The following is a 26,108-nucleotide window of genomic DNA, read 5'->3' on the forward strand; positions in this document are numbered from 1 at the left end:
GAGGTGTCATACACCTTGCGCCTCCTCTACTTCTTGCGAGGGTGCGTGAATATGAAGGACAAAAAAACGTTGTTTCACTATCATCTGATGTTGTCTCCCGGCATCCTGTTGTTGTTTGTATTCAGCATCGTTCCGATGTTCGGCATCGTCATGGCGTTCCAAAATGTCATTCCGGGCAAAAAAATCTGGAAGCAAAATTGGGCCGGATGGGACAACTTTGCATTTATGCTGCAAATTCCGGACATCAAGCAAGTGGTGATCAATACGGTTCTGATCGCTTCGATGAAAATTGCCCTCGGCATCATCATCCCGGTTACCTTTGCCCTTCTGCTGCATGAAGTTCGGCTTCGCTGGTTCAAGCGCACCGTGCAAACGATCGTCTACTTGCCGCACTTTATGTCATGGGTTATTTTAGCCGGCATCATGATCAATATTTTATCGCTGGACGGCATCGTCAATCAGATCGCCGGATTGTTCGGGGTGGAGCCCGTCATGTTCCTGGCGAGCAATACATGGTTTCGGCATATCATCGTATGGAGCGACGTATGGAAAGAATTCGGCTTCGGCACGATCGTCTACTTGGCGGCGCTCACCGGGATCAATCCATCGCTCTACGAAGCGGCCGAAATGGACGGCGCAAGCCGGCTGCAGAAGCTCCGCTACATTACGATTCCCGGCATTATGCCGACGATCGTCCTGCTCACGACATTAAGTTTGGGCAACGTGCTGAACGCAGGCTTCGATCAAATTTTCAATTTGTACAACCCGCTCGTCTATTCGTCCGGCGACATTATCGATACGTATGTGTACCGGCTTGGTCTAGTTCAGATGCAATACGGCCTCGCCACTGCCGTCGGTTTGCTCAAATCGGTCGTTGCGATCGTGCTGATTGCAATATCGTACCGACTCGCCTACAAATTCGCCAACTATCGAATCTTCTAAGCATGAAAGGAGGGCGGCTATGGTCAGGTCGCAAACATTATCGAGCCGTTTCGCTGACGGCGCCATCTTGCTCGTATTAACCGTCATCGCACTAACTTCCCTTTATCCGCTATGGTATACGATTGCTCTCTCCTTCAGCGATCAAGCCGCGGCGAATGCAGGCAAAGTGACGGCATGGCCGGTCGGTTTCAACCTGACATCCTATCAGATTATTCTGGATGACGAAAAGTTTTTTCGGGCATTCGGGGTGTCTATTAAACGTGTTGTACTCGGAGGAGCGCTTAACTTTTTATTAACCGTCGTGATGGCTTACCCTCTGTCTCGCAATCCCAAACAATTTCCCGGCAGAAACGTTTATATGTGGCTTCTCGTCTTCTGCATGTTGTTTTCCGGAGGCTTGATCCCTTTATATATCACGATAACAACGCTTGGGTTGCAAAATACGATCTGGTCGCTCGTCCTCCCGGGGGCGGTGCCGATCTTCAACGTCATTCTGATTATGAATTTTTTCCGCAGCTTGCCGAAAGAATTGGACGAAGCGGCCGTCGTGGATGGCGCAGGGCCATGGTATTCGCTCTTGCGCATCTATATCCCGCTCTCCGTTCCCGCCATGGCCACGGTTACCCTGTTCAGCATCGTCGGGCATTGGAATTCTTTTTTCGACGGATTAATCTATATGAGCAAGCCGCAAAACTACCCGCTTCAGACCTACATTCAACAACTGGTAGTCAATATAACGCCGGATTTGATGAAAGAGATGACGACAGAGCAGTTGATCGAATTGATGAAAGCCTCGAACAAAACGTTAAATGCCGCAAAACTGATGGTCGCCATGATCCCGATTCTGTTGATTTATCCGTTTTTGCAGCGTTATTTTGTCAGCGGCATCGTGCTCGGGTCGGTTAAAGAATAAAGAAATAATCGAATCGCCAAGCAGGAAAATGCGACCACTTCGCGTATCTATATGAGGAACCCATCAGATTGATCAAGCACAAGCGGGCGAAAAACCGATGCTCAAGCACGAGCATAAACGATAGGAGACAAACCGTCATGACAAATATCAAAAGAGTGCACGTCATATTCAAAACGCACCTGGACATTGGCTTTACCGATTTGGCGAAGCATGTGGTTGATCGGTATATGAACCAGTTTATCCCGCAAGCGCTGGATTTGTCCGAGCGTCTTGCCCAGGAAGAAGGAAATGCCAAATTCGTATGGACGACCGGCTCTTGGCTGATTTACGAATTTTTGCGCACGTCGTCTCCGGATTCGCGCGCCCGTATGGAAGAAGCGATACGGCAAGGGCGGATCGCTTGGCATGGACTTCCGTTTACGACGCATACGGAATTGATGGATGCCAAGCTGTTCGAGTTCGGCCTTTCCCTTTCGCAGGAGCTTGACCGGCAGTTCGGGAAAACAACGATCGCGGCAAAAATGACGGACGTTCCGGGCCACACGATCGGCATCGTGCCGATGATGGCGAGAAACGGCATTCAATATTTGCATTTGGGTGTCAATCCGGCGTCCACAAAACCGAATGTGCCTGAAGTATTCGTATGGCGCGCCGCCGACGGCTCGGAAATCGTCGTGAATTATGCCTCGGATTACGGCAAACCGCTTGAAATCGAAGGGCTGGAAGATGTGCTCTATTTTGCCCATACCGGCGACAATCACGGTCCCTCCGACATCGAGGCTGTGCGCGATTTGTTCGTTCGGCTGCAGCTTGAATATCCGGGCGCGGAAATTATCGCATCAACGTTGGACGCGTTTGCGGAGAAGCTTGTGGCGCTCAAGGATCGTTTGCCGGTCATCCGCGAGGAAATCGGCGATTCCTGGATTCATGGTGTCGCTTCCGATCCTTTGAAAGTAGCTCGGTACCGGGAGTTGCTGCGGCTGAGGGACGAATGGGTCTCTTCCGGCGCGCTCGACCCGGAAAGTGACGCATACTCCTTATTTTGCAACCGATTGATGCTTATCCCGGAGCACACTTGGGGGCTCGACGAGAAAATTTATTTGGGCGATTATAGCGCCTACGCCGTCTCCGATTTCGCCGCTGCACGAGAAAACGAAAACATTCAAGAAGCTATGTATAAATTTGCTTATTTGCAGTATGCCAAGCCTGATCGAACGTTTCGTTTTTTCGAAAGCTCTTGGCAAGAACAACGCGCGTATATCGACCAAGCTTTATCTGCATTGCCTCTGGAATTGGCTAACGAAGCGAAAGCCGCGTTCGAACGGATGGCTCCGGAAGATAACTTCGGCAAGGAGCAAGATACACTGCTGCTTGATTGGAATGGAAGCTATGTCTTGGGCTTGTTCCACGTAAGCTTCGCTCCGGACGGATCGATTCGCAAGTTAACCGACTTGAATGGAAAGGCATGGGCAAACGAAACTCACCGGTTAGGCACTTATCAATACGAAACGTTCAGCAAAGAAAATTATGACCGATTCTTCAAAGAATATGTCGTCAATCAAAAGTCGACCCATGGCTGGGCGGATGCCGATTTCGGCAAACCCGGCATGGAATATGCAGAACCAAGATCGGAGCATATGCAGTACCGGGCTACGGCAAACGCGTTGCGGTTCGTGAAGCAAGTGGATCACGACGTCGTTCAAATGGAGCTGACAGTGGACGCAGAGGCACGCAACGACTATGGCGCCCCCCGGAAGCTGATCGTTACTTATGCTTTTCATAAGCGGGCGCCGCTCATTGACGTGGAGCTCCATTGGTTCGGCAAACCGGCTTGCCGGCTGCCGGAAGCTAGCTGGTTCTCCTTTGCGCCGCTCGTCGATAACCCGAACCTGTGGCAAATGGATAAGCTAGGGCAGCTCGTTTCCCCGCTATCCGTCGTGAAAGACGGCAACCGCAACATGCATGCCGTAGGCACCGGGCTTCATTACGAAGGCGCGGACGGAAGCTGCACAATCCGTACATTCGATGCGCCGGTTGTATGTCCGGGAGAAGGAAGGCTGCTTCAGTTCGACAATACGTTTGCAGCGCTTGATGGCGGATTCCATTTTAACCTGCACAATAACGTATGGGGCACCAATTTCAGAATGTGGTTCGAAGACGATATGAAGTTTCGATTTCAACTGGAGTTGAGGTCGTTCGGCGGGTAGAAGAAGCGCTGTCGATAAGCAACCCCATTATGAGTAAAGGACTGCCGAGTGATTTATCACCCCGGCAGTCCTTTTGTGTGATTATTGCCCCCTGCTGATCATGAATCAGTCAACCTGACAACTTAAGGAATAACACTTGCCTGCTTCCGTAGCAAAAGTAATGACGTCCCCTGACAACTGCCAGTCGATTTGCTTCTGTCCATCCCCGTCCGTTTCCAAAATGTTTACTTTTCCGCCGACCCATGGGTTTATGATGCGGCACATTCTACCTTTTTCACTTTTAATATGGATATAGGTAACATTGCCATTCGAAAACTCACTCGAAACAAGAAAGGCCCCAACGGCTCGCAGGTCTGTGAAACGAGCATTCGTTTCACGAGGCCAAACAGGGAATAACCGGATGACATGCTCATGGCTTTGCAGCAGCATCTCATTGATTGCCGAAGGTACGCCGCTGCAGCATTCGATGCCGCCCCCACCGAAAAAGATAAATAAGTTCGGGTAGCTATGTTCAAGACACTGACGACGCAGCTCGCGCAAGATGACTTCGGGATCATATCCAACCCGCGCCGCGCTTGTAAATATCGTTGGAAATCCGTTATAATCCGTCCAGCGATTGATAACCGTGATCGTATCTTTTGCAATTTCAAGGAGTTTGGGATCTGAATCAAGTCCGATCGCTCCTGCCGGCCATATATGCTGAATGGCCAGCGTATTATCATTCCACCAGTCTCTTCCTTGCTCCGTTAACCGGAAAATCGTTTTTCCGTCACGTTCAAACGTTGGAAAGTCGCTTATATGCTCGAGAATATGTTCCCACTTCTCACGTCGCTCGGCATCGAGATTCAATTCTTTGGACATATCGAGCAGCCCTTTGAACAATGTCCGGATAACGCCTAATGAAAGGAGGGGATTCATGTCCTCGAACTCTTGCAGCCATTCATCATCGGGATGTGATTCCGCCCACGTGGGGACTTCGTGAATCGCATCCCGATAGATGACGTAACGGTTTTCTTCGAACACCAAATAATTTTCCCAGAAATTGGCGACCTCAATAAGAAACGGGTATGCCACCTGACTGGCGTATTGCATATCATAAGAATAGTAATAACGCATCAGCATATTCACTGCACTAAGAGCCGCATTACTTTTCTGCCCTAAGAACAAATGGCCATGCTCGTACTTTAAGCTTGCGTCTGTAGTGGACAGGACGGTAGGAAACCCTTTGGGCCCTATGCCTACATCGTAGTAGATCCCGCTTTGCCCCAAATATTGTTCGGCATACCTGCGGCCATTGTCCATATATTCAAGCAGGGGCGTGTCATACGGCTCGCTTAATTCGATATGATTGGACGAATAAACTCCCCACCATGGGGCTTGATAATTGTAATTCAAGTGATAATCTCCGGCCCAAGCGGGGCTGTCCGTCGTGATCCAATTGCCGAACAATCCGGGCGCAAACGCTTTATTGCGACTGCAGCAAGCCATGATGTAATGGGAGCCGTACCAAAATTTTTCCAATAGCTCGTCGCCGATCTCAATCGATGACTTGGCCCAGAACTGGCTCCACCAGTTTTCATGCTCGGAACGAAGCGAGCCTACACGACTCTCGTCGATAAGCTCCGCTCTTCCAATCGTCTCTTGTAAATAGTCTTGCTCATCGTGATTCGTCGACACATAAGCAACGATATAGGTCTTCTTGCCAGGCTGTAATTCGAATAAATTGCCTCCACTGCCCAAGCAGCGCATGGCCACGGCGCCTTCCGTCGGCCAGTCCAGATCGGCGCCGGCAAATTTCCGCGAAGCCCAAGTAACGTCGCCATGTTGCCCATGTTCCGTTTCGGATTCATGCCCCTGCTGTACCCACAAATCCAAGTTTACCGGAATTGCTGTATGTCCTTCGCAAACCAGCTCGACAATCACCGCATTCTCTGTAGCCGAGACCCAAGAGGTCATCGTGACAAGCATTGAGTCTGTGCGAAATGTCGACACGACATTTGCTTCATGAATCCGCTGCTCGGCATCATACGAAGCGTTCGCCAACGCGGGAATATGAATGTCAATTCCTCCAAGCAAACATGGACTTCCGTTCGGGTAAATCCGCTTCGTTTTCCAGAAGTCAACCTTCGATATCCATAAACGCTGCCGTTCAGGCAACCCGCTAAGGACAACGCCAACATCGCCGTTGCCAATTAACGGACCGTCAACGACTTTGTCCGAAGGCACCTTTTGGGGCGGTTCCTTAAAAATCCCTTTATACTTCTCCATCTTTTTCCTCCTGTTTTTCGGATCTTTACTCCAAATCGGACATAACTCGCCATATTCCCATGGAAGGGATATAGCGAGCTAAAAGTCATTTCATTTATTTAGCTGCTGCGCTTCTTTCTTGATATCGCTTCAGTGCATCATTGTAGATCAGCAGCACTTTATCCAGATCGCCTGTTTTTTTAATCTTATCCTGGAAGGCCGACCAGTTGTCGAAGCTTTCTTTGCCATTAATAAATTTATTTTGCATTTCGGCTACGTACGTTTTAATTGGCGACAAGTTCGAAGTAATCTGTTCTTTTTCATCATCCGTGAATTCAAGGAAAGGCTCGTTGACCCAAGGAGGAGTATAATCGTTAGGGAACGGCATGTCGGCAAAAGCGGTTTCCCACGGTTTCTCAACGAGTTTTCCGTCCACGTAGCCAGGATCCATTGGCGCAAAATCAACGAATGCCCATGTATCGATTCCCATTTGGAATCCGGGACGATAGGAGCTGCTCGCCCTCATTCCATATTTATCGCCTTCCGTCCAAGGATTCGCCGCTTTCTTGATGGAATCGACAAAGGTCGGTCTGCCGCTGGAATCGCGTGTAAATGTAGTGCCTTCAATCCCCCAAGTAACCAATTCAATGATTTCCGGCTTGTACTGCAAATCTAATAACTTCACCAACTCTTTCACGTTCTTCGACTTCGGATTAACAACCACAACTTGACTTGTGTTAATATCGATGTTACTGAAGTCACTTATGCTCTGCCACGCTTTTCCGTATTTCGGGTTGTCCGGGAATAATGAGATCGCAAATTTTTCACCGCCCGTAGCGGTACGATTCCAGTCCCCGGCAAAGTTAAACCAGTTTTGCAGCAAAATAAAATTCGTGCCGTTCATTATCTTTTTCTTAAGCGCATCGTCGTTATCCGAGAATACTTCAGGATCCAGCAGTTTATCCGTGTATAGCTTATTCGCAAATTGCAGCGCTTCTTTATAGGATTCTTCCGTTGGTCCATAAATATATTTTTCGCCGTTCCAATAAATATTCGGACCCTGGGTGTGGTTAGCCAGGAAGAGCGAATCGAAAGAGTTCCACTGCGTATTAATCGGGAAAGAACCCGGATACAGCTCTTTTAACTTTTTTGCGGCGCTGTACAGCTCATCCAATGTTTTCGGAATTTCGATACCGTTCTTTTCCAATATATCATATCGATAGGCCGCCGGGGTATATACGCCCATTCCTTTATCTTTCGCCTGTCTTGGAAGTCCGACACCCATTAACCCATAAAACTTTCCATCAGATCTTACGGCCTTAATATTGCCGTTCGGCGCTTGATTGATTAAGTTCATATAGTTAGGCAGAAGGTCTTTATACTCGCTTAAATCTAGAAATGAGTCATCACCTTCATACTGCGTAAAGATGTCTTTACTCATGAGTACGAACAAATCCGTCGTGTCGCCGCTGGCAAGCAACAGCTTGCTTTTTTCGCTATATTCGCTGATTGGAATATAATTGTATTTGATGTCAAGCTTCTTGCCCATCAGCGACTCCATCTGTTTAACCCATTCCTTATGTACCATGGAGTCTTCAATTTTGGCACCGAATGATGGTAAAGTTACGGACAAACTGAGTGTTCCGCCCGTTTGCGGCGATTGTTCGTTGTCTGTCGTTTTTTCTGTGTTGGAGTCTGAGCTGCATCCCGTAAAAATAGCTCCCATGACGAGTATAACTGCGAGAATCAATGATGTTAATTTGACACGCTGTTTCATTGTTACCCCTCCATCAATTTATTTATCTTTTACGATAAAGCTTTTAGTAATTTTACCGGCATCTCCTCCTCTCAGTTGCCCGTCACTTACCTTTGATGACTAACCTTTAATCGCTCCAATCATGACGCCTTTGACAAAATATTTCTGGAGAAACGGATAAATGACCATGATCGGAAACATCGCAATAACAATAATCGCCATTTGAATATTTTTGGGATCCATCTTCATTTGCATGAGCATCGCCTGCATGGCTGCCGTTCCGGATCCGGAGTCGAAGGACATCGTGAACAAATATTTTCTAAGGATTAACTGCAGTGGATACTTGTTCTCGTCACTCAAGTAGATCAGCGCTTCAAACCAACTGTTCCAGCTCCCAACAATACCAAACAGAGCAAAGGTTGCCAGAAGAGGTTTGGAAAGCGGCAAATAAATTTTAAATAAAATTTGTACATCATTTGCGCCGTCAATGACAGCCGATTCACGCAAATCGGAAGGGATGGAATGGTAAAATGATCTAAATAAGAAAACATTAAAGGCCGATACACAACCGGGAATGACCATGACCCAGTAAGTATCAAGCAAGCGAAGGCTCCGCATCAGCAAGTAAGTCGGAATTAGCCCGCCTCCAAAAAACATCGTAATGACCAGGACAATCGAAAGAAATTTTTTGGCCATGAAATCCGTAATCGTAAGTGGATACGCCATGAGCGACGTAAACGTCAGCATAAAAAGGGTGGATCCAGCCGCATAAAGGATGGAATGAACGTACCCTGAATACAGAAATGAATCTTGAAACACATATTGATAAGCGCTTATGTTAAAGCCTTTTGGAAAAATCGTAATATCGCCTTTAAGAATATGTTCCGAATTACTTAATGAAACCGCAATCACGTTTAGAAATGGGTATAACATGGTCACGCATAGAAGCAACATGAGGAATATATTGACGAGGTCGAACATTCTCGAACCTAAATTCTCTCTACCTACCATATTCGACACCCCCTACCAAATACTCGTATCCGACAATTTACGGCTTAATTTGTTGGCACTGACAAGCAGTATAAAGGCAATTAAAGACATAAAGAGCCCAATAGCCGTCGTATATTCAAACCTTGCTCCCATAATGCCTTCACGGTATAAATATGTACCGATAACATCAGCAACCTCATAAGTATCCGGATTGTACAGCAATAGAACCTTCTGGAAATCCGTACCCAAAATGCCGCTAATCGAAAATATAAGTAAAATAATCGTCGTCGATTTGATATGAGGCCAATTGATATGCAGTACTTTCTTCCAACGGCTTGCTCCATCGATGCTCGCAACGTCATATAAGGTAGGATCAACACCGCTTAAAGCCGCCAAGTATAATATGGTGCCGAAACCGATCCCCTGCCATATGCCCGTACCAATGAATAGGGTCCTGAACCAGCTTGGTTCCGAGAGGAACACGATAGGATCGACGCCAAACCAGGAAGCAATTTTGTTAAACACGCCTTCCCGCTCCGTGAATGTTCGAATCATGCCCACAATGATGACGGTCGATATAAAATGCGGCAAATACGATATCGTCTGCACCACTTTTTTGAAGACGGAATTTTTGAGTTCATTGAACAGCAATGCAAGGATAATCGGAGCCGGGAAACTCCAGAACAAAGAGTAGAGGCCCAGCAATAAAGTATTTTTAAGAACTCTCAATGCGGTCGGATCTTTAAAAAATTGGACGAAGTACTTAAACCCTACCCAGTTACTGTCCCAAATCCCTCGCGCCGCACTATATTTCTTGAACGCAATCTGAATCCCGTACATAGGGAAATAGCTGAATACCAATACAATTAAAAAACCTGGCAATACCATTAAAAACAAATACCGTTGATTCCAACACTTTGCCGATAACCGACGTAAACTTAACACAAAAACTCACTTCCCCCTCCTGTAAATATGCTCCACACCTGACTGATTGATTTTCACCCAAGTTAGCGCTTACAACTTTGGTTCATATATCCGAATCGTATAAAAACACAATACAGCAGACATATATCTGTGTCAATAATTTATTCACAAAATGCTTGGTTTTTGATCATTATTTAACACAATTAATGATACAGTTTATGATAATCGGAAAACAAAAAGAACCCGTGTCGAAGAAAAACACGAGTTGACTCTATGAAAGATAAAAATAGGGACTTAGGATAAAACAGGGATAACTGAGTCCCCTATATAAATTGTGGATTTGCATACTTGTCCGAAATTATGCTGATCTTCATTATCTTCAATCATGCTGAGCAATTTTTGGGCGGCACATTGCCCCATTTCATAGAAGGGTTGTGACACGCCCGTTACATTTCGATTTACTTTACGATTTAAATTCCCAGCATCGTATGTTACTAGCGATACATCTTCAGGTATGCTATAGTTCAATTTTTCGAAAGAACGAATTGCAGCTTCCGCGATCTGATCGTTTGCCGTAAATACAGCCGTAAAACTCATTTGTCTCATTTTCTGTTCAAAAACATTGCAATAAGCCTCAAATTCGCCCGAGAAATCCTCCAACTCCGTTGGAATGATCACATCGAACTTCTCCGAATATTCTAGACCGGAATCGATAAAAGCTTGTTTAAACCCGAAAAGACGTTCCGTCATCGTACTCACATTCGAATTTCTGATAAACAATATGCGGCGATGTCCTTGATCAAGCAACAGCTTTGTTAAATTATATGCTCCAGCGATATTATCACTGGTTACATACGGAATATTCATGTTTGATATCATTCGATCCAAAAACACGATTTTGATTCCGTTATCTTGAAGCAAGGAGAATAGGCGATTATTAATATCTTCATGCCCTTGGCTCATGAACGGACTTAATATGACCCCTTCCACTTTCCTTGCTACCGCCCCTTTAACGAGGAACTCCAACTTTTTGTAATCACGATCATCGCTTGAGGTTAATAGTTGATAGCCCCGCAAATACAGTATATCTTCAGCCCCCCTAAGAGCGGCCGACCACAGGGGGTTTTCGATGCCTATAACGAAAGCAGCCACAAGCCGCGTACGGTCTTGATGCGTAACCTTCCTTTTATCCGCGAAAGTTCCTCTACGGCTATCTCGGACGAGCCAGCCTTCCTCCGATAACTCTTTAATCGCTTTCTCCACCGTATTCACGCTGGAATCGTAATATTGAGAAAACTCTCTGCTGGACGGAAGTCGCTGGCCTTCGGTCCATTCCCCGTTCATCAATCTTTTTTTGATATCATCCTTTATAACCATATACTTAACTGCCAATCCACATTCTCCTCAACTAATGTCATTATATTTTACTTTAGCCACCTGCACTATCTGTGTCAAGTTTTTTGATACAAGAAGAATGTGAAAAAGAAGCAGTCAGAGCAACCGTCATTTGGCGCCGCGCAATCAAATATCGGCACCGCAGCTTTTTCTAACGATCAGCTTCGTCGGGATCGTGACGTGCAGGGGCACCTCGCGTCCTTTAAATCGGTCGACCATCAGCTTCACGGCGGTAGCCCCCATTTCCTCGCTGAATACTTTGATCGTCGTCAGCGTAGGCGTCACGAATGACGCGATCGGGATATCGTCGAAGCTTACGATCGCTATATCGCTAGGCACTTGCAGCCCGGATTCGCTAATGGCTTTCAGCGCGGCGATGGCCATCGGGTCGCTCCCGATCAGGAATGCGGTAGGCCTATCCTCCAGCTTCAATGCTTGCTGCATCAGCTGGTACCCCGCTTCCGTTCGCCAATCTCCGGTGAAAACGAGAGAGGAGTCGAATAGTTCTTTCTCCTTCATGATTGCTTCAAATTCGAGCTGGCGTTCGTCGATGTTGTATACTTTTCCTTCGGCTTTTCGTACATAGCTGATGCCTCCGATGTAGCCGATTCTGCGATGCCCGAGCTGTAGCAAATGGGCCATCGCCTGTCTCGTCGCCTTTCGAAGATCGAACATGACGGAATCGTGGCTCTCGTCCAACTTATAGTCGATGGAGACGATCGTTTTCACCCGAGTCAGCGTCTGAAGCAGCTCCATATGCACTTTGCCGATTACGAACAAGCCGTCCAGCTGATTGGAGTCGTTCATGTCAACCGTTTCCATGAGCCGGTATTTTTTCGTCACGTTGATGCCGTGCTTGGCGCACTCCCGTTCGATGCCTTGCCGGATGGACAGGAAGTACGGATCGGAATACTCTTGCTCCTCCGTGCACCAAATGACAAGTCCCGCGTTCCACTCGGGAGCAGCCGTTTCAAGCTTGTTTTTGGAACGACCGCCTCTTTTATGGTAGCCAAGATCCTTCGCAACCTCGACGATCCGCAGCCTGGTGTCCTCCGTGACTTGGAGCGAATAGTCGTTGTTTAATACGCGCGATACCGTTGCGCTGGAAACGCCTGCTTTTTCCGCGATGTCCTTAATGGTTGCCACTTTGCCACTCCTTCTCTAACACGCGCTGATAATTTAGTAAATACTTTATCAGTTATATCGGCAATGTGCAACGAAACCGCCAGTTTGACTCAACCCCACAAAGTGATAAAAAAACTGCAGGCACCCATGAAGGATGCCTGCAGCGGATATTTAAAGTAAAGCCCCGCAGCTATTGCGGATGATCAGCTTCGTGGATACCGTGACGGTTAGCGGAACTTCTCTGCCAAGCAGCCGATCGACCAGCAGCTTCACCGCCGTGATCCCCATCTCTTCGGTAAACACTTTGACCGTCGTCAGCGGCGGGCTGACATACTGTGAAATATCGATGCCGTCGATGCTGACGATCGCCGTTTGCTCCGGCACTTTAATGCCCGATTCGTCGAGTGCGCGCAAAGCGCCGAAGGCCATCGGATCGCTGGCGATAAAAAACGCCTCCGGCAAGTTGCCTTTCCGGATCGCCTCTTTCATCAGCCTATAACCTTCATCGGCTCCCCAATCTCCGATAAACATTCGGTCTTGATGATACAATCCGCGTTCTTCCATGAGCGAAACGTACACTTTTTGCCGCTCGTCTTCAAAATACCGGATGCCCTCGGCCATACGGATATAGCTCGTTCCTCCAATGTAACCGATACGTTTATGCCCGAGCTGCAGCAAATGCTCCACCGCACACGTCGCTGCGCATGCGCCGTCGAATTGGACCGAATCATAGCGGTCGGAGCAATGATGGTCAATAAATACGACTGGAACCTCCGAATCGGCCAATTTTATCAGCTGCACATCGACTTTCCCGACGACGATAACCCCGTCTAATCCGGTGAAGTCCAGGTTCGGGCTTGCATCGTCGATCCATCGGAACACTTTGTGAATGGATATCTCCTGTTTGGCGCATTCTTTTTCAATCCCTTGCCGAATGGTCATATAAAACGGATCGGCAAATTCGAATTGCTCGGAGCACCAGAAAATTAACCCAAGCTTCCAATCTCGCACGTCATCCAAATCCGTTCGTTTGCGATTCGCTTTTTTGCGATAATTCATGGACTTGGCAACTTCAATAATTTTTTGTCTCGTCTCTTCGGGGACATGAAAAGATATGTCCTTGCTCAGCACGCGCGAAACCGTCGCACTGGATACCTGCGCAATCTTGGCGATTTCTTTTATCGTAGCAATAACAATCACACCATTCCGCCGAACTATTTCGCAGCCCGCACGTTTATTTTTTGTCCCGGCTCGACATCCAGACGGATCCAACTGACCGGCCCGAAGCCGGGAACTTGCTTCACATTTGCTTCCAAGCTCGTTCCATCGACGTTGATTATGCCGCATTCTCCCGGAAACCGGGCTTCCCAAACGAAGGCCGGCCCGGCTGCATTTTCCAAGACGCTTTCATGATGGCCGTTATGCGACAAATGAACTTCGTTGTTCCATACCGGAATATGCTTGGCTGAAGCCCAAGAGACGGGACTTAAACGCGGCAACGTTGCCAGCACTTTGCCGGTCACGACCGGAGCGACCCCCATCATTCCGGATATTAACGAAGAGACGACGCTATACGATACTTCGGGGTATTCACGTCTTGGCGTATCCCGGCTCGAAAGCTGGAGCAGCTGCGAATATGCGACTTCAGGCAATCCGTAGTTATAGAAGATTTCGGCTAAATAAGACCGTTCTTCAACGTTATTTCCCCCGTGCCGGACAACGTCCAGCAATGCCGAATTCAGCCTGACGCCTTCTTCGACAAGTCCGAATTGCAGCGGAAGATATTGTGCGGACGCGTAATAGCCGGTATGGAACGAACGGTCCTGGAGTATCGCCCCGTTGTAGCGTCCCGTCTGCTCGTTCCACCATGATTGGTTGTACATAAGGCGCAGCTCGGCGGCTTTGGCCGCGAACTTCTCGCGTAAGCCCTCGTAACCGCGAATTTGCTGGATCTCCGCATACGCTTTGTACCCGGCGTACAACGCAGCCACCAGATCGCCGGCCACGAGCGGATGCATGCCGTCTTCCACGTAGGAGGCGATGCCTCTGCGGCCATAGAAGTCGTAATGCTCAGGCAACCCGTCCTTGTCTTTATCCCACCGTTCGATGTAATCCGTTACCGAGCGGTGATAAAATTGAACCATCGCCGGCTCCTGAATATAGTCCTTGTCCGAGGTCCAATGATATTGCCGCAAGCAGCAATCGATCAGATCGAAGTTGGCGGGCAGGTTATACCAGAAATCACTGTCGTCCGTATAATCCACGGGAGCAGGCAGGCCGTCCTTCGTAATTTCCCAATAGGAGCACCAGTCCCTCCCGCTCGTAATATGCTTCGCAAATTGGCTCAGCATGTTCTTGTTATGCGCCTGCAGCCCGAGCAAATGGGCGCCCGTGCTCTGATGCGCGATATCGCGCATGCAGAAGGCGTCCCGCCCCGGCAAAGAAGCCTCGTACCACGGTCCGACCGGATCGTCCCAATGCGCGTACGACAACGCTTGCTGTTTGGCCCATACGAAGGCTTCGTTCAGCGCCGCGCTGGACGATTCGAAATCGAGATGGCCGATGCGATGCGTCTTCAATCAGATGGCTCCCTTCTTGATCGAGATAAGGCCGGTCCCGGGCACTTGAACCCGGTGAATGCCGGCCGTTAAGCTCATCGTCCGATTATCGACCAGTTCTCCGCAGCTATTGCGGATTTCGACCGCCGCCGTGCCGATATCCTCGTTCAGCTCCAGAACGAGGCGCGGATTCAACGTACCGTTCACGACGATGAGCGTTTCCGGTATGTTATCGCCCGGATTTACAACGATATCTTCGTATGCGCAAACAATTCGTTTCTCCGCCGTTTCCGCGCTGACAAGCGGATATAGCGAATCCGGCCGCACCGGCGTCAGTTTGCCGTCAATCAGTGCGTCCCGATGCTCGCGCCAGAACGCCAGCCAGTAGGATACCATCTGCGCATGCTCTTTCGGGATTTGATCCAGCTTCACCGAAATTTGCGGAACGGAGAACAAAATGTTGATCAGCTGCAATGCAGCGCTTTCCGTCGGCTCCTTCGGATTCCACATGATCATATCGGAATGAACCGCGGTTTCGCCGCTCAGCAGCCTGATGTCGATCGTGCGGATCCGGTTTTCGACCGCATCGTTCGGGCAGTCGGTGGCGCGGAGCATGTTGCCGTATTTTTTCATCAGCGGGCCGATATAATTTTGCCGGAATTCGATCATAATGTCCGGTTTGATCGCCGTAAGCCGCGACAGGACGTCGCTTAGCAGCCGATCGACGGCTTCCGGCACGGAAGCGTAGTCCATCTCGGGGTCTTTCTTGTCCTTCGTCTCTTCCGTCGCATAAAAGCTGTCGACAAAATCAAGCTTAAAGCCGTCCAAGTCCCACTCGCGAACGGCCTTCTCGTAGAGGCCGATCGTATATTCGCGCACATCCGGATACCTTGGATCAAGGACGCCGGCGCCAAGATTTTCGAATACGGTTAACAATTTATGTTCGAACCGATGCCATGCATCGCTTTTTTTCCCGACGAACGGTACGGAGTACCATAACATATACTTTAATCCAATAGCATGAACGCGGTCGACATGCGCCCGCATATCCGGGATTTTGTCCTCGCAGACAAGCCAGTCCCCGCAATACGCGTACCCTCTCGCGTTATCGGACGTTTGCCATCCGTCGTCCACGATGACCATGTCGCATCCGAGGCTTTTGGCCAGTCGGCATTGCTCCTCGATTTGCGCCGGGTCCAGCTGTTGATGGAAGCTGTACCAGGTGGAGTACACCGGCAGCTTCGCCGCGTCCGGCACGGGAGCAGGCTCGTAGCCCGGCAGGGATGCCCACCACCGCTGCACCTCATCGAGACTTTGGTGATACGGCAAGTCTCTTGCATCAAGCCGGATCACGGCTTCATACGTTTGGATCGGCGCCATCGGCTCCGTGAACAGCTTTACCGCGCATTTGAACACCGATGTTTCCTCATGGACACCGGCCGACATTTGGACCGCATTGAGCGCGTCCGAGTAAGCGAAGGTCAACCGATTGCGGCCTTGCACGTTGAATAAACAGCCTACCGGGGCGGAATACGTCGCTTTCGAAACGAGCCCGCGCTCCCAATCCACATGAAGCCGCCTATTGCGGTATGCGGCGGGATGCCAGTAGCCGTGAATGTCGATCGCCGGAACATGCCATACGATTTCCGTTTCTCCAGGCTGGACGGGTGCGTCCGCCTCCATCCGAATATGCAGCAATTCGACGCCTTCGTCGATCGATTCGGAATATAATGTTGTACGAAACCGGGAGTCTCCCGATATTTCGAATTGATAGGTTTCGGTATTGAGCTGATTCATCTCTTTATTTTTCGCGTTATTCATCGCAGTCACCAGCAGTTCCTCCCTTTCCTGTCCTGATCTCGTTGATCTACTTATGAATGACTTGCTTGATCGCTCGGCCCATTACCCTTTCACCGCGCCAAGCGTAATACCGCTGACGAAATATCTTTGGAAGAACGGATACACGCATATGATCGGCAGCGTTACAACCATGGTCACTGCGGCCCGAAGCGTGGAGCTGGAAATATTACGGTATTTCGAATAAGCGACCTGCGCGTCCTGTATTTGCTGAAGCGCTTCGACCTCTAGCAGCAGCTTGCGCAAATACACCTGCAAAGTATCCCATTTACCGTTCGAATTGTACAGAATGACGTCAAACCAGGAATTCCAGTGGCCGACCGAGCTGAATACGGCGATCGCCGCGAACACCGGCATCGAAATCGGAATGACGACCTTGGCGTAAATTTTCAGCTCGGATGCTCCGTCAATCCGTGCGGACTCGAACAGAGATTCCGGCAAGCCTTGCATGTAAGATGCCATGAGCAGCATGTAATACGCGTTCAGAAGACCGGGTATCCAGTACACGTTGAACGTATTGATCAACCCAAGCTGAACCATCAGCAAATATGTCGGAATCAATCCGCCGCCGAAATACATCGTAATCAGAAACAGCACGCGTATAAATTTTCTGCCGGAGAAGCTGCGAATCGTGACGACGTAAGCAAGAAGACCGGTCATGAATACGCAGGTGACCGTCCCGACGACAACGCGCAGAAGGGAAATCCACAATCCCGAATACAGCTTGTCGTTTTGGAACAAAAACTGGTACGAATCAAGCGAAAATACGCGAGGAAAAAAATAAATGCCTCCTCTGGCGGCGTCCACCCCGTCATTGAAGGAAAGCGCCAGCAAATTGATAAACGGGTACACCATAAAAAACGTAAACACCAACATAAACACAACGTTGAACGTATCGAAAATACGGCTGCCTATCGTTGGTTTCAACATCGCATGACTCATGCCATTTTTCACCTCCCTATAAAATCGAAGTGTCCAGAGCTTTTTTGCTGATTCGGTTTGCGCTGAGCACGAGCACCAAACCGATGATGCTTTTCATGAGTCCGATCGCTGCGCCATACGAATAATTGCCAAGCTGAATCCCGTATTTGTACGCATACGTATCGATAACCTCGTGATACTCCCTCGTTTGCGCGTTGCCGATCAGCAACTGCTGCTCGAAGCCCGCGTTCAATATGCCGCCGAGCCCTAAAATAAACAACAATACGATGGTCGGACGAATGCTTGGCAGCGTAATATGCCACACCATGCCGAACCGGCCCAAGCCGTCCACCTTGCCCGCATCGTACTGCTCGGAATCGACGCCGGCAATCGCGGACAAATAAATAATCGTCGCCCAACCGACATCCTTCCAAATATTCGTTGTCGTGAGCAGCCCCCAGAAATACTTCCCTTCGCCGAGAAACGAAATTGGCTGGTCAATCACGCCAAGCCGCAGCAGCATGTCGTTGATAAATCCTTCATTGCCCAGAAGAGCAAACAAAATGCTGGCCACGACGACCCAAGAAATAAAATGCGGCAAATACGAGATCGTCTGAACGACGCGTTTAAATACCCTCAATCGCAATTCATTAAGCAGCAAAGCAAGCACAATAGGAGCCATAAAGCCGAATACGATGCCTAACCCGCTGATTGCAAGCGTGTTGCGGAGGATGTTCCAAACATCCGGGGAGTTGAAAAAGGTTTTAAAATGCAGAAATCCGACCCACTGGCTGTCGAACATCGGCTTTCCGGGAATGTATTTCATAAATGCGATGACGATTCCATACATCGGAAGATAGCTAAAAATGATCACCCATATGATCATCGGAATGCAGATCAGCCAAAGCTGGCGTTCCTTGTAGATTTGCCGCTTGAGAAGCTGGAACTTGGACTTGGGTTGGGTCGATACTTGCGCATGCGCGACTTCGGAGCTCACATAAGCCACCCGCTTTCTTCATCAAAATTTCGAACGAGAGGAAGAGAATTCTTCCTCCCGTTTCCTTGCATTATTTCCAGGAAGCCATACGCGATTTATAAACGTCCGATCTGTATTTTTCGATGTCGTGCAGGCCGGAGCTGTTCAATTTATCCTTCATGTCGTTGAAATTTTTCGTCATTTCGTCTTCCGTCTTGCTCGTAACCGCTTTCGCCCACAACGTTTCGATTTGATCGTTGATTTGCTGCTGCGTCATGAGAAGCGGATCGTTCGCCGGGATCGTAATCGAACCCATCGAGTTGTCGTAGATCGTATCTTTCAAGTTGTCGTTCATGATCTTTTTCCATTTGGCTTCGTCGTTGAAGTTTTGGTCGAACCATAACGTGCTTCGGCCGTCGTCCTTCATCGTGCCTTGGCCTTCGACAAGCATTAGGTAGCCTTGGCCCAGCATATCCGATTTGGCGTAGTCCCACGTTGCGTCGACGATTGCCTTTTTCGCTTCTTCCACCCAGCTCCACTTGCCGTTCTCATATTTCCAAACCGAATCCGCTTGGTTCGGAGCCCCCCATCCGATCAAACGAGTACCGATATCGGTGATGGAGAAGTTCATCCACTTGACAATACTTTCTGGGTCTTTTGCTTTGTCCGTAATGATCGTAAACGATCCGCCGCGAGCGTTTTTCGGAGACAAATAAGCTTTTTCCGCGCCGGCCGCTTTTAATTTCACTTGTACGTAACGCTGATCATCTTTCCAATCCTTATTCGTCTTCTGCCATACTTCATGGCCCGCGTTCCACGACTGCCACCATGGACCGATGTGGCCCATAATGCGCTCGGACGAAAACTTCGCTTTCCATTCGTCGAACTTGTTGAGGAACATATCCGGATCGAGCAATCCGTCGCGATAAATTCGGTTGACGAATTTCGTGAGCTCGAGGCCTTCCGGCGTATTGACCCAATGCGTCATGTCGCCTTCCGGGCTGACCTTGTAGCCATTTTGCAGACCGTACATGCCGGCAAGCGTCGGCACCATATTCGACGTAACAGGCGCCACGCTTGAAAGCGCATACGTTTTCTCGCCTTTGCTGTTCGTCGGGTGGGCGGCTTGCATCTGCTTCAAGATTTCATAGTATTGCTCGGGCGTTTCGAAAGCCGGCGATCCCATGGCCGTATACCAGTCGTTACGAATATGGGCCGAGTTGTCGGGAATCGGGAGCAGTCCCCAATATTTCGGCAGCATGTATAGCTTGCCGTCTTCTTGAGTATACGACTTGAACCATGTCTCCAATTGGCTTTTAATGTTCGCACCGTATTGATCGATGTATTGGCCGATTTCGACGGCTTTGCCCTGACTGATCCATTGCTGCGCTTCGGACTCGCTCAGGTTGGTGATGACCTCCGGATAGTCGCCGCTGACCAGCATCAGGTTGAGCTTTTCTTTTTTGTCCACATCGTACACGATATTGTTCAGCTTCACGTTGAATTTGTCCAGGATGTATTTTTGAAGCTCCGCTTGATACTTGTTCACGTTATCGGGATTGTCTTGACCGGAATAAAAATTGATTTCAATCGTTTGTTCAGGTACTTCCCAATTGAATTCGTTCACTTTCTTTTCCGTCTTCTGACCGCCGTCCGATGGATTATCCGTTTGTTCCTTCGCGCCTTCGGTTCCGGTATCCGATTTGTTATCGCTGCCGCAGCCCGCGAGCGTCGTTAATGCAAGAACGATGGCCAAGAGTACTACCCAACTTTTTTTCATAAAATGACCCTCCTCAATGAATTCGCTTACATAACGATCTTAAAGAGAAAAATTGTTTGATACTTATCATCCAGTTTGGAGTTCTTATCTCACCACCTCAGAGTAGTTTAAATAATTTACTAAATTAACATCGATATAAAGCGTTAACATTTAGTAAATTTAATCAACATCATTTTACCACCGATGATTTTATTGTTCAAGACATTTTATTGTGTTTATCCTTGCTTATTTACTAAACATCGAACTAAATATGTGACGAATCGACGGTCTTCTCTTTTGGAACTCCTCGAACCAAATGGAATTGTGGCCGGTTCCGGGGGTTCAGCAGTCCGGCCGCGAACCAATAGTTCCATAGAGTTACAAAGCAGACAAGCGACGCCATCGTAAATATTGGGTGGCCGGGCAACCGTTCATATACAAAGCCTCCCGCCAAAGGCCCGAGCATCCGCCCTACCGTGGATGCCGCGGCGAACGTACCGAGCATTCGACCTTTTGCCCCGTCCTTCGCATGTTCAACCATCCATGCCGGCACCGCCGGAAAAACAAACACTTCGCCGCATGTCGTCACGATCATGGCCAGCGCAAATTGCCAGTACGACGCGGAGAAGCCAACCGTCATCAGGCCAGCGGTAAAAAACACCGTACCCAGCAAGATTTGTGCAAGCGGGGACCAGCTGTATCGCCTTACGAGCAGCTCCTTCAGCGGATAAGAAACAAGAATAAGCCCCCCGTTGATCGTCCACAGCAAGCTGTAGAGCGAAAAGGAGATGCCGTTCGCCTTCGAATGAAGCGGAACGATCGCCGCCCATTGTGAATAACACAACCAGGAAACGGCGAAACCGATACAAGTCAGGATGACGGCAAGCCATAAACGCGGGTTCGCCGTATCCACCTCTCTCTCCTTGTTCTGCTGGGTATTGTGACTGCGTCGCTTCTCATAGACGAGGGCGACGAATAGCGCCAAAAATACCAAATACAACAACGCATTGCCTAGAAACGCCCCCTGATACGACAAGCTGGCGACAAAACCTCCGACAGCCGCGCCGATCGCCATCCCAACGTTCTGCGAAACGAACATGACGTTGACCGCCCGCTGTTCTTCGTTTGGACAGCCTATGACTGCGATCGCGTTAAGTATCCATATCCATTAATTTTTCCATCGCCTCTTTCTCTTCTTAACCAATTCCATATATTTTACTAAAACATATTAATTTATTTTACTAAAATAATCAATAATTCTGATTCTTCCCCAAACCGAAGCTGTGTTATTCTGATTCGTGATAAATATGTATTAGTAATCATTAAAAATTTATTGCAAAACGATAAAACACATGATATTCTATATCCAGAATTACATGGTGAGGTGCTTTATGGGTCGCGGAAAAACAACTTCTTTTTTGAAACTATGGCTTGGCATTTTCGGTATAACCGCTCTTATACTGGGTGTGTTCTGGTTGCCGTGGTTGGCAACTAACATTGGACTCGTCAATTCGAAGTACGTTGGTTTAAGATACCCTATGCTTATTGGTGTCTATATTACGGCGATACCGTTTTTTGTTGCTCTCTATCAAGCTTTAAAGCTAATAAATCTTATTGAAAGAAACGATGCTTTTTCTGAATTAGCCGTAAAATCGTTGAAATCTATTAAACAATGCGCTCGTACGATCATCATCTTATATGCAATAGGCCTTACACTCCTCGGAGTCCTAGATGTCTTACATTCTTTCGTTGCCATTGCGGGCGCAATCATTATGTTTGCCGCTTCCGCGGTCGTACTTTTTGCAGCCGTTCTCCAGGAACTGTTAAGGAACGCACTTGAAATCAAAACAGAAAATGATTTGACGGTTTGAGGTGATCCGATGGCAATCGTCATCAATATCGATGTTATGTTGGCAAAAAGAAAAATGAGCGTCACGGAGCTTTCCGAAAAAGTCGGAATCACGATGGCGAACCTTTCCATTCTGAAAAACGGCAAAGCGAAGGCGGTTCGCTTTTCGACTTTAGAAAAAATATGCGAGGTTCTGGATTGCCAACCAGGGGATATACTGGAGTATTCAAAAGATGCTGCAAACTAACGAATCACAAGGGGGTTGCCTGATATGAAAAAATATCTTTTTGCTGTAATCTCATTTGTTTTAGGAATCGGTTGTTTAATCGCCTACAACATCATCGGATCAGAAGTCACTCCGGACGGTGCTCTGAGAGAACCTTTTTATCTCATACCACTTGGTTACTTATTTGTTGCTATCGGTATCATGATTGGAATCGCGGTCAGCGCGTCATTATTTCATATCCGCAAAAAAACAACTTAGAGGGAATTTTGTACAAGGAGAGGTGTACATGCGATCTTTCCTGCAATTGCTTCATTTCGGTTACCAACAAGCGATGAGCTGCATATTCCCTGTGGCGATATTCGGAGCGTTGGCTGTATCCAAATGGCTTGACGCACCGTTTATCCATCGATACGATCTCATTCTGCTCGCGCTGATTGCCGTACAATACTTGATGTATCGCAGCCGGCTGGAGACGCTTGACGAAATCAAAGTCATTTGCTTGTTTCATATCATCGGTTTGATGCTAGAGCTGTATAAAGTACATATGGGCTCTTGGTCTTATCCCGAAGAGGGGTATACGAAATGGTTCGGCGTCCCGCTATATAGCGGTTTTATGTATGCAAGCGTGGCAAGTTACATGTGTCAAGTGTGGCGACGGCTGCAAATGGATATGACCAGCTGGCCGGGCTTGATGCCTGCCGTCATGCTTGGGGCCGCGATTTACGGAAATTTTTTCACCCATCATTACATCCCGGATTTTCGCTGGACCCTCATGGCGCTCGTGGCGGTCGTTTTTTGGAAAACCCGGATTTGGTACACCGTACGCGGTAAAACATACCGGATGCCGCTAACGGTAGCTTTTCTGCTCGTCGGCTTTTTCATTTGGCTGGGGGAAAACATTGCAACCTTTTTCGGTGCCTGGAAATATCCGGACCAGCATGAAGCATGGAGGCTCGTCGGCTTCGGCAAAATCAGCTCTTGGTTTCTGCTCGTCATCATTAGCGTCATTATCGTGGCGCAATTGAAATACGTGAAGGCGGGGCGGAACAAAACATAGGGGATACCTATGCCGGTATCCCCTCTTTTTGACCTTATTCAGTTTCCATCGATCTCGCGGAATTCGTGCACCCAGACTTTAGCTTGGGGAACCCAAGGCATGCCTTGATGCATAGATAAAATATACGTTTTGTACGATTCCATTTCGGGGAACCCTTCTCTTCTTGCATCATCGTCGGACATTTCCCCTAATTTTTGCTGATATACGTTATATACTTCGAATTTTTTTCCGTCAAGTTCCATTACTTCGCCAGGGTCGGCGTACCGGCCGTTTCGCCGAGTTGCCGTTTTGGCTCCGCTTAACACCTTGGCGACATCTTCTTCAACTGTAACCAAACGATCAATGGAACAAGTTTTAGGCGGCAATGTTTCGTGCATCATAACGACTCCTTTCAATTTATATTTCCCCGATATTGTAGAAAAGTAATATGAACGGGATATGAACGGAAAATTACAAACTCCACAATCACATACCTTAAGGCTCCTCTTGTTGAACGGCTTCAGCTACAAGTGCGGCGTAGAATTCCGCCCCTTTCTTTTGAAGATGAACACCGTCGGGGGTGAAGTACGAATCTTTACCTTCGCTTGAAGAATACCAGTCTACTAGCGTTGCATTCGGAAAATCTGCAGCTGCTTTCTCGAGCGCTGAATTCACCGTATCTTGCCATTTTTTCGGAACCCGAGTATTCACCAACACAATTTGCTGAACATCGCTGAGCGAGGAAAGTAATTCTCGTAATTGTTTGGAGTTAAAAGGCCCATTCGTGCCTAGCTCAATGATGACTCGGCTGCCAAGATTCCCATTCGCCTTGAGTTTATCGACTACTTTTTGCGCTTGAGACATTTGTCTGCCTACCTTGCCGTCGACCACAATGCCCGGTAAGTTTTTTTCCAAGTACGGCGCGGCGTCAAGGATCACGGAATCGCCTATTGCCGTAACGCCTTTACCCATTTTTTTCTCGGATGGTTTATTCGATAGTTTAGAATGATCCTCATCTTTAGGATTTGCTGTTGTATTGGAGTCGATACCCTCTTTATGGTTTTCAGTCGCTGGTGCCGCTTGGACTGGAGCCGGCTTATCTGCATTCTTCGAGCAGGATATCGTCAACAGCAGGATTGGGATTACGAAGATGACTAGCAAATGTCGAATTTTAAAACGCGGTTTCATCGTTTTTTGCCTCCATAAATTTTTAAACTGGCCATTGCGTATAGGTTTCTCGATATATTTCCATGATAATATGGCCAGGAGTACACTAGCTCCTAATTGCAGAAAGATTCGAAAGCCGTCCGATGTATCGGTTGCTCCAGCAGGGCTTGTTAAGACGATGACAGGATAATGCCAGATATACAGGCTGTAGGAGAGCCGGCCGATCCATCTCAAAGGTTTGCAACCCATAATCCTCGCGAGTCGACTCGCGGGATGGGCCAATACAGCGATAACAATCGCAGAAATAATCGATAACAATACGAATCCGCCGTAATAAAGAGAATCTTCATACTCATTCGTTCGCCATATCATGTAAACGATGATGAAAAGGCCGGTCCCTCCGGTCAGATCTAAGACATTTCGAGCTTTGCGGGATATTTTTTCGGTCATAGTCTGACTCGGCCATATGGCGGCAAGAGCAGATCCGATCAACAGAGCAAAAACTCTCGTATCCGTACCGTAGTATACTCGACTCGGATCGGTACCCGGATCGTAAATGAGCGCCATGGCTAGTGCCGAAACGGCTGCGCCTATAAGCGCGAGCAAGAAGATCTTGCCCCTTTGCGGCACAATGCGCAACAGGATTATGAGAACGATCGGCCAAATGAGATAAAACTGCTCCTCGATGGCCAAAGACCAAAGATGCCCGATAGGAGAAGGGGGACCAAAGCTTTCGAAATAGGATACTTTGTGAAAAATGAGCCACCAGTTATTGAAATATAGCGCCGCAGAAATAAAGTCTCCCTGCAATGCCGCCAGTCGGGAGCTATCGAATAAGATGAGCCAAAGCGCTACAAAAGCCAGCATTGCGAACATGGCCGGCAGCAACCTTCGAGCTCGTCTTAACCAAAAATCTTTAAGACTAAACTTTCTGTTATTTCGTTTCCACTGCGCGATGATCTGATCCGTAATGAGATAACCGGATAAAACGAAGAAAACTCCTACCCCCAAGAGTCCCCCCGGCGCCCATTTCAAGTCGAGATGATAAGCGATAACCGCTACGACAGAAAGTGCCCTGAGTCCGTCCAATCCCGGCATGTAACGCCCTTTTCCAGGTAAATGCCCAAGCGGATGCCCTCTTTTATCGCCACTATGCAATGAATTCAAGTTGTCTTTCAATGTTCTCATTCCCTCATCATGAATTGATTTACGCTAGCATGACGTGTGACATATGTGAAAAAGTTTGTTCGAGAAAATGAA

At 48.1% G+C, this 26,108-nt stretch carries 22 protein-coding genes; 7 read left to right on the plus strand and 15 right to left on the minus strand.

From position 1 onward, the window contains the following. The first annotated feature begins 51 nt into the window (after positions 1-51). The 3 genes from AC0LWM_RS02655 to AC0LWM_RS02665 all read left to right on the plus strand — a co-directional run bounded on the left by AC0LWM_RS02655 (position 52) and on the right by AC0LWM_RS02665 (position 4,062). Entirely contained in the window at positions 52-942 is an 891-nt protein-coding gene (locus AC0LWM_RS02655; RefSeq protein WP_474673344.1) for an ABC transporter permease, read from the plus strand. A 19-nt stretch (positions 943-961) separates the two neighbouring features. Then, the gene (locus AC0LWM_RS02660; RefSeq protein ID WP_474673345.1) at positions 962-1,855 is read left to right on the plus strand and encodes a carbohydrate ABC transporter permease; all 894 of its coding nucleotides are present in this window, start codon (positions 962-964) and stop codon (positions 1,853-1,855) included. A gap of 137 nt (positions 1,856-1,992) precedes the next feature. Then, entirely contained in the window at positions 1,993-4,062 is a 2,070-nt protein-coding gene (locus AC0LWM_RS02665) for a DUF5054 domain-containing protein (RefSeq protein WP_474673346.1), read from the plus strand. Between the two features lie 105 nt (positions 4,063-4,167). Here the strand turns inward: AC0LWM_RS02665 and AC0LWM_RS02670 are convergent, their stop codons facing one another. The 13 genes from AC0LWM_RS02670 to AC0LWM_RS02730 form a co-directional block, all read right to left on the minus strand. After that, complete coding sequence (locus tag AC0LWM_RS02670) at positions 4,168-6,330, minus strand: glycosyl hydrolase family 95 catalytic domain-containing protein (RefSeq protein ID WP_474673347.1); 2,163 nt, start codon at positions 6,328-6,330, stop codon at positions 4,168-4,170. Positions 6,331-6,424: 94 nt separating this feature from the next. Next, positions 6,425-8,086, minus strand: coding sequence for a type 2 periplasmic-binding domain-containing protein (locus tag AC0LWM_RS02675; protein WP_474673348.1), 1,662 nt, complete (start codon positions 8,084-8,086; stop codon positions 6,425-6,427). 99 nt (positions 8,087-8,185) lie between these two features. Further along, positions 8,186-9,076 carry a carbohydrate ABC transporter permease gene (locus tag AC0LWM_RS02680; RefSeq protein ID WP_474673349.1) on the minus strand — a complete coding sequence of 297 codons (891 nt, stop codon included), beginning with the start codon at positions 9,074-9,076 and terminating at the stop codon, positions 8,186-8,188. A 12-nt stretch (positions 9,077-9,088) separates the two neighbouring features. Then, on the minus strand, positions 9,089-9,784 hold the full coding sequence (locus tag AC0LWM_RS02685) for an ABC transporter permease subunit (RefSeq protein ID WP_474673350.1): 696 nt from the start codon (positions 9,782-9,784) through the stop codon (positions 9,089-9,091). A gap of 489 nt (positions 9,785-10,273) precedes the next feature. Next, positions 10,274-11,371 (minus strand): GntR family transcriptional regulator, encoded by a 1,098-nt coding sequence (locus AC0LWM_RS02690; protein WP_474673351.1) that lies wholly within the window; start codon positions 11,369-11,371, stop codon positions 10,274-10,276. A 129-nt stretch (positions 11,372-11,500) separates the two neighbouring features. After that, complete coding sequence (locus tag AC0LWM_RS02695; RefSeq protein WP_474673352.1) at positions 11,501-12,520, minus strand: LacI family DNA-binding transcriptional regulator; 1,020 nt, start codon at positions 12,518-12,520, stop codon at positions 11,501-11,503. 150 nt (positions 12,521-12,670) lie between these two features. Continuing rightward, positions 12,671-13,699 (minus strand): LacI family DNA-binding transcriptional regulator, encoded by a 1,029-nt coding sequence (locus AC0LWM_RS02700; RefSeq protein WP_474673353.1) that lies wholly within the window; start codon positions 13,697-13,699, stop codon positions 12,671-12,673. A gap of 14 nt (positions 13,700-13,713) precedes the next feature. Further along, positions 13,714-15,078 (minus strand): hypothetical protein, encoded by a 1,365-nt coding sequence (locus tag AC0LWM_RS02705; RefSeq protein WP_474673354.1) that lies wholly within the window; start codon positions 15,076-15,078, stop codon positions 13,714-13,716. After that, positions 15,079-16,878 carry a glycoside hydrolase family 36 protein gene (locus tag AC0LWM_RS02710; RefSeq protein WP_474673541.1) on the minus strand — a complete coding sequence of 600 codons (1,800 nt, stop codon included), beginning with the start codon at positions 16,876-16,878 and terminating at the stop codon, positions 15,079-15,081. It lies immediately after the preceding gene. A gap of 81 nt (positions 16,879-16,959) precedes the next feature. Beyond that, positions 16,960-17,856: a carbohydrate ABC transporter permease gene (locus AC0LWM_RS02715; protein ID WP_474673355.1), complete on the minus strand. Its 897-nt coding sequence runs from the start codon at positions 17,854-17,856 to the stop codon at positions 16,960-16,962. Positions 17,857-17,872: 16 nt separating this feature from the next. Further along, entirely contained in the window at positions 17,873-18,832 is a 960-nt protein-coding gene (locus AC0LWM_RS02720) for an ABC transporter permease (protein WP_474673356.1), read from the minus strand. 70 nt (positions 18,833-18,902) lie between these two features. Beyond that, positions 18,903-20,591: a type 2 periplasmic-binding domain-containing protein gene (locus AC0LWM_RS02725; RefSeq protein ID WP_474673357.1), complete on the minus strand. Its 1,689-nt coding sequence runs from the start codon at positions 20,589-20,591 to the stop codon at positions 18,903-18,905. A gap of 244 nt (positions 20,592-20,835) precedes the next feature. Next, entirely contained in the window at positions 20,836-21,735 is a 900-nt protein-coding gene (locus AC0LWM_RS02730) for an MFS transporter (protein ID WP_474673542.1), read from the minus strand. 226 nt (positions 21,736-21,961) lie between these two features. Here AC0LWM_RS02730 and AC0LWM_RS02735 point away from each other — a divergent pair, with 226 nt between their 5' ends. The 4 genes from AC0LWM_RS02735 to AC0LWM_RS02750 are packed head-to-tail and all read left to right on the plus strand — an operon-like array spanning position 21,962 to position 23,702. Continuing rightward, the gene (locus AC0LWM_RS02735) at positions 21,962-22,441 is read left to right on the plus strand and encodes a DUF2975 domain-containing protein (RefSeq protein WP_474673358.1); all 480 of its coding nucleotides are present in this window, start codon (positions 21,962-21,964) and stop codon (positions 22,439-22,441) included. 9 nt (positions 22,442-22,450) lie between these two features. Further along, positions 22,451-22,666, plus strand: coding sequence for a helix-turn-helix domain-containing protein (locus tag AC0LWM_RS02740; protein ID WP_474673359.1), 216 nt, complete (start codon positions 22,451-22,453; stop codon positions 22,664-22,666). 24 nt (positions 22,667-22,690) lie between these two features. After that, positions 22,691-22,903 carry a DUF3955 domain-containing protein gene (locus AC0LWM_RS02745; RefSeq protein WP_474673360.1) on the plus strand — a complete coding sequence of 71 codons (213 nt, stop codon included), beginning with the start codon at positions 22,691-22,693 and terminating at the stop codon, positions 22,901-22,903. A 28-nt stretch (positions 22,904-22,931) separates the two neighbouring features. Beyond that, entirely contained in the window at positions 22,932-23,702 is a 771-nt protein-coding gene (locus AC0LWM_RS02750) for a DUF817 domain-containing protein (RefSeq protein ID WP_474673361.1), read from the plus strand. A gap of 38 nt (positions 23,703-23,740) precedes the next feature. Here the strand turns inward: AC0LWM_RS02750 and AC0LWM_RS02755 are convergent, their stop codons facing one another. Both AC0LWM_RS02755 and AC0LWM_RS02760 read right to left on the minus strand, forming a co-directional pair. Continuing rightward, complete coding sequence (locus AC0LWM_RS02755) at positions 23,741-24,079, minus strand: ASCH domain-containing protein (RefSeq protein WP_474673362.1); 339 nt, start codon at positions 24,077-24,079, stop codon at positions 23,741-23,743. Positions 24,080-24,176: 97 nt separating this feature from the next. Beyond that, on the minus strand, positions 24,177-26,036 hold the full coding sequence (locus AC0LWM_RS02760) for an acyltransferase family protein (protein WP_474673363.1): 1,860 nt from the start codon (positions 26,034-26,036) through the stop codon (positions 24,177-24,179). Positions 26,037-26,108: the final 72 nt, after the last annotated feature.

The sequence above is a fragment of the Paenibacillus sp. sgz302148 genome (assembly GCF_056120465.1).